At 73.1% G+C, this 4,367-nt stretch carries 5 protein-coding genes and 1 pseudogene; 3 read left to right on the top strand and 3 right to left on the bottom strand.

Features of this window, described 5'->3' with window-relative positions:
• Positions 1–1,424 (top strand): neutral zinc metallopeptidase (locus tag SACHA_RS0103730; protein WP_019807321.1); only part of this gene is annotated, 1,424 nt, incomplete at its 5' end.
• 73 nt (positions 1,425–1,497) lie between these two features.
• On the opposite strand, the gene SACHA_RS0103735 is transcribed toward SACHA_RS0103730, so the two are convergent.
• Positions 1,498–2,490: a tetratricopeptide repeat protein gene (locus tag SACHA_RS0103735; RefSeq protein WP_019807323.1), complete on the bottom strand. Its 993-nt coding sequence runs from the start codon at positions 2,488–2,490 to the stop codon at positions 1,498–1,500.
• A gap of 78 nt (positions 2,491–2,568) precedes the next feature.
• On the bottom strand, positions 2,569–2,871 hold the full coding sequence (locus SACHA_RS0103740; RefSeq protein WP_019807325.1) for a thiamine-binding protein: 303 nt from the start codon (positions 2,869–2,871) through the stop codon (positions 2,569–2,571).
• Positions 2,872–2,955: 84 nt separating this feature from the next.
• Here SACHA_RS0103740 and SACHA_RS0103745 point away from each other — a divergent pair, with 84 nt between their 5' ends.
• Entirely contained in the window at positions 2,956–3,471 is a 516-nt protein-coding gene (locus SACHA_RS0103745) for a MarR family winged helix-turn-helix transcriptional regulator (RefSeq protein WP_019807327.1), read from the top strand.
• A gap of 45 nt (positions 3,472–3,516) precedes the next feature.
• Here SACHA_RS0103745 and SACHA_RS0103750 read toward each other — a convergent pair whose 3' ends face one another.
• Complete coding sequence (locus SACHA_RS0103750) at positions 3,517–3,888, bottom strand: DUF3817 domain-containing protein (protein WP_019807329.1); 372 nt, start codon at positions 3,886–3,888, stop codon at positions 3,517–3,519.
• A gap of 253 nt (positions 3,889–4,141) precedes the next feature.
• Here SACHA_RS0103750 and SACHA_RS24880 point away from each other — a divergent pair.
• Positions 4,142–4,367: pseudogene (locus SACHA_RS24880) on the top strand (hypothetical protein); the annotation flags it as partial.

The following is a 4,367-nucleotide window of genomic DNA, read 5'->3' on the forward strand; positions in this document are numbered from 1 at the left end:
GGACACGCCGCCGGAACCGCGGACTCGTCGCCGGCGCGGTCGCGTGCGCGCTTGTGGCCACGGCCTGCGGCACGGAGGTCCGCGGGCAGGCACACAGCGTCGGCGACATCGCCGGACTCCCGGTCACGCATTTCGAGAGCGGACTGCGCCCGGACGCGCCTCCGCCCGAGTTGACCGTCGAGAACCTCTCCGACTCCGCGGAGGACCGGCTCGCCGTCGCCGCGATCGCCGACGTCAGCGCCTTCTGGACGGAGCGGTTCCCCGACCGGTTCGGAAGCAGGTTCGAGCCGGTCGGGCGACTGCTGTCCTACGATCCCGAGGGCACCGTCTTCGAGATCTGCGGCGCGGACACCACCGACGCGGCGATGAACGCGCTCTACTGCCCGAGCGAGGACCTGGTGGCCTGGGACCGGGGCCTGCTGCTCCCGCTCCTGCGGGAACGCTTCGGCCCGATGGCGGTGGTGACCGTCCTCGCGCACGAGTTCGGGCACGCGGTCCAGTACCGGCTCGGCGACCGGGCGGGCATCGACGAGACCACCCCGACGATCGTCAAGGAACAGCAGGCGGACTGTTTCACCGGTGCCTATTTCCGGTGGATGGCCGAGGGGTCCAGCGCCCGTTTCCGGGTCTCCACCTCCGAGGGCCTGAACCAGGTGTTGTCCTCGCTGTTCTTCATCCGGGACGACCCCGGGGCGGGCGGCGCGCACGGCACGGCGTTCGACCGGACCTACGCCTTCCAACTCGGGTTCTCCTCCGGCTCGGCCCGGTGCGCGGACCTCGACCGGGCCGACGTCGAGGCGAGGATCACCGAGCGGCCGTTCGCCCCGGAGGACGCCGGCGGGGGCGACCTGCGGATCTCGGCCGAGACCGTGGGCATGCTCCAGCGCAGCCTGGACGACTCCTTCGCCGCCGCGGAGGTGGACCCGCCCCGCATCGTCGAGACGGGCGGGAGCTGCCCCGACGGGACCGGCACCCCGCCCGCCTCCTACTGCCGGGAGAACAACACCGTCGCCATCGACCTGGCGACCCTGGCCGAACTGGGACAGCCGATCGACCGGGAGGCCGAGTTCCGCGGCACGGAGAGTGCCGGCGGGATGGGGGACTTCGCCGCCTTCGCCGAGATCGTGTCGCGTTATGTGCAGGGGGTGCAGCTCGGGGCCGGGGCGGACGTGACGAGCGCCGAGGCGGGGCTGCGGACGGCGTGCCTGGTCGGTGCCTGGACCAACGCGATCGACGTGGAGGGGGCGCTGCTGCGTCCTTCCCCCGGCGACCTCGACGAGGCGATCGCCGAGCTGCTGCAGCCGCGCAGTCTCATCGCCGCCGACGCCGACGGTCTCCGGGTGGCCAACGGCTTCGCCCGGGTGGAGGCGCTGCGCCTGGGCTACTACGAGGGCTCCTCCGGCTGCACGAACACCTACCCGTGACCCCGGTCCGGGAGCCCCGCGCCCGGGAGCCCCGCGCCCGTGCCCGGAACGGGCGCGGGGCTACGGCAGGCGCTCAGAACAGTGCGCTGGCGAGGTCCCTCCGTGCCTTGGCGACCCGTTGGTCGGCGGGGTCGAACAGGTCGAACAGGCCGACGAGGTGCTCGCGGACGCGATCCCGGTCGTCACCGAAGACCCGGCGCGCGGTCGCGGTCAGCCGACCGAAGCCGTCCTCGACGGAACCGGAGGCGACCTCGTGGTCGGCCGCGGCGAGCTGGGCCTGCAGGTCGTCGGGATTCGCGTCCGCGCGCTCGACCGCGGACGAATCGGTCGCGCTCGCCCGCTCGGCGAACCGGACCTGGGCGAGTGCGGCGGCGGCCTGCTCGTTGCCCGGCTCGCTGTCCAGGATGCGCTGGTAGGCGGCCTGCGCACCGGCATAGTCACCGCGCTCGATCGCCGCCTCCGCCTCGGTGAACCGCGGGTCCTGCTCCTGTTCGGCGGGCTCCTCCGCCGCCTGCCCGTCGGCCGCCCCGGCGGCACCCGGCAGTCGGTCCCGCAGCGCGTCGAGCAGCTGATCGACCCACTGCCGGATCTGGGACTCCGGCAGCGCGCCGGAGAAGGCGTCGACCGGCTGCCCGGCCGCGATCGCGACCACCGTGGGGATCGACTGGACGCCGAACGCCTGCGAGATCCGGGGATTGGCCTCGACGTCGATCTTCGCAAGGGTCCAGGCCCCGCCGCTCTCCGCCGCCAGCTTCTCCAACAGGGGGCTGAGCTGCGTGGACGGACCGGACCAATCGGCCCACAGGTCGACGACGACGAGCTGCCGCATCGACCGGTCGATCACCTCGGACTGGAAGGTGGACTCGGTCACGTCGATGACGGCACCGGCGCCGCCTGCCCCGCCGGAGGTGGCCCCTGCCTGCCCACGTTGCGGGCCGCCCTGGTTCGACTGTCGGGCCGCGTCGGCGCGCTGCTTGAGCCCGGAGAGGTCGACCGCCCCGGAGAGCGCGGCGGACGCGGCCTGTGCGTTGCTTGCTGATCCGCGTGGCTGTGTCACGCCTTCCATCCTGGCACGGACGGTCACACCGTTCAGGGCTGGTCGGCGCCGTCGGCGACCGTGCCGCCCCGGCGCGCCGCACCACGGTCAGTCGGCGGACAGTCGCCCCTCGACGCGCTCGACCTTGGCGTCCAGCTGCCCGGTGTGGCCGGGCCGGATGTCGGCCTTGAGGACCAGGCTCACCCGGGAGGCACCGTCGCCCGCCGCCTCGACCGCCCGCCGGACGACGTCCATGACCTCGTCCCATTCGCCCTCGATGTTGGTGAACATCGCGTTCGTCTCGTTCGGCAGGCCGGACTCCCGCACGACCCGCACGGCACGGCTCACCGCCTCGCTGACCCCGTCGCCGGTGTCCGGGCCGGACGGGCTCACGCTGAACGCCACGATCATGTGTTCCTCCTCGGCCCCGCCCGTCGGGCGGGCTCGGCGTACCCGTCCCCAGCGTGCCCGGTCCCGCTGCTAACTTCGAGGCCCATGAACCGTCCGTTGCCGTTCGACCCGATCGCGCGCGCGGCGCAGCTGTGGGAGGACCGCATCGGCCCCTCCACCACCATGGCCGCCGTCACCGGTCTGATGCGGGTGCAGCAGATCGTCCAGTCGGCCGTCGACACGGCGCTCAAGCCGCACGGGCTCACCTTCGCCCGGTTCGAGGCCCTGGTGCTGCTGACCTTCGCACGGTCGTCGAGCCTGCCGATGCGGGTGATGGGCGAGCGGCTGCAGTTGCACCCCACCAGCGTGACCAACATCGTCGACCGACTGGAGAAGGACGGCCTGGTCAAACGCCTCCCGCACCCGACGGACCGGCGCACGACCCTCGTGGAGATCACCGAGGAGGGCCGGGCCCGGAAGGAGCGGGCCACCCGGGCCGTCAACGCCATCGATTTCGGCCTCACCGGCCTGACCACGCGGCAGACCGAACAGCTGACCGACCTGCTCACCCGGGTGCGCAAGTCCGCGGGGGACTTCACCGACGACGCCGGCGAGGGATGACGGTCCCGCGCGGGCGCCGCGATCCGGCGCGGCCCATGCCGGTGCTCAGGCGCGCGCGGTGCCCACGCGGTCGCGGTCCAGGAACAGCGCCGTGCCACCGTGGGCGAGCCGTTCGGGCCCGTCCAGCTTGCCCCTGCGCAGGGCCCACTTCTCGAACACCCAGGTTGCCAGGGGCGGGATGCTCGCCAGCAACGCGGTGACCACGGTCCCGGCACGCCAGCCGAGCGGACGCGCGACGAGCAGCGTGGTGGCGAGGTAGAGGACGAACAGCACGCCGTGCACCATGCCCAGCACCGGGACACCGCCCTCGCCGAGCTCGACGACGTACTTGAGAAACATGCCGACGAGCAGGCCCGCCCACGAGAAGGCCTCCGCGACGGCGACGACACGGAACAAGACAGCAGCCTTGTTCGACACGAGAATCCTCCCTGATCAGCCGACCGCCGCGAACCCGGCGATCGCGCACCGACAGTCACGTCACCTCTGACATGGACGTCAACAACGCTGTCGGACGCCGCGATGCCAGTGTGCTGCGTGATGCGGGTCACCGGCGCACCGGGTGCGGGTATCCCGTCCCGGGCGGCCCGTCCGCCCGGGCGCGGTGCGGGACCCCCGCACCTCCCCCACGCGCACGGCGCGGACCGGGTGTTCGCACTGCTAGATTGCGGCCGTGACGATCTTGTCCGGGGCACCGCGGGAACCCCTGCGGCTGCCCGCGAACCGTCCGGCCCACTTCTACCGCGGCGGTGCGGCGATCACGGCACTGCGCGGCACGCAGGCCACGGACCGCGCGGAGCACCCGGAGGCGGCGCCGGAACGTGCGCACTCGCCCGAGGACTGGGTCGCCTCGACGACCGCCCTGTTCGGGCGTGCCCCCGACGGCCTGACCCGGCTGC

The sequence above is a fragment of the Saccharomonospora halophila 8 genome (assembly GCF_000383775.1).
GTDB lineage: Bacteria > Actinomycetota > Actinomycetes > Mycobacteriales > Pseudonocardiaceae > Saccharomonospora > Saccharomonospora halophila.

What these genes read in the sequence shown, in the direction of transcription:
- SACHA_RS0103740 (WP_019807325.1), bottom strand. Translation starts at nt 2,871, where the DNA reads ATGATCGTGGCGTTCAGCGTGAGCCCGTCCGGCCCGGACACCGGCGAC.
- SACHA_RS0103735 (WP_019807323.1), bottom strand. Translation starts at nt 2,490, where the DNA reads ATGGAAGGCGTGACACAGCCACGCGGATCAGCAAGCAACGCACAGGCC.
- SACHA_RS0103745 (WP_019807327.1), top strand. Translation starts at nt 2,956, where the DNA reads ATGAACCGTCCGTTGCCGTTCGACCCGATCGCGCGCGCGGCGCAGCTG.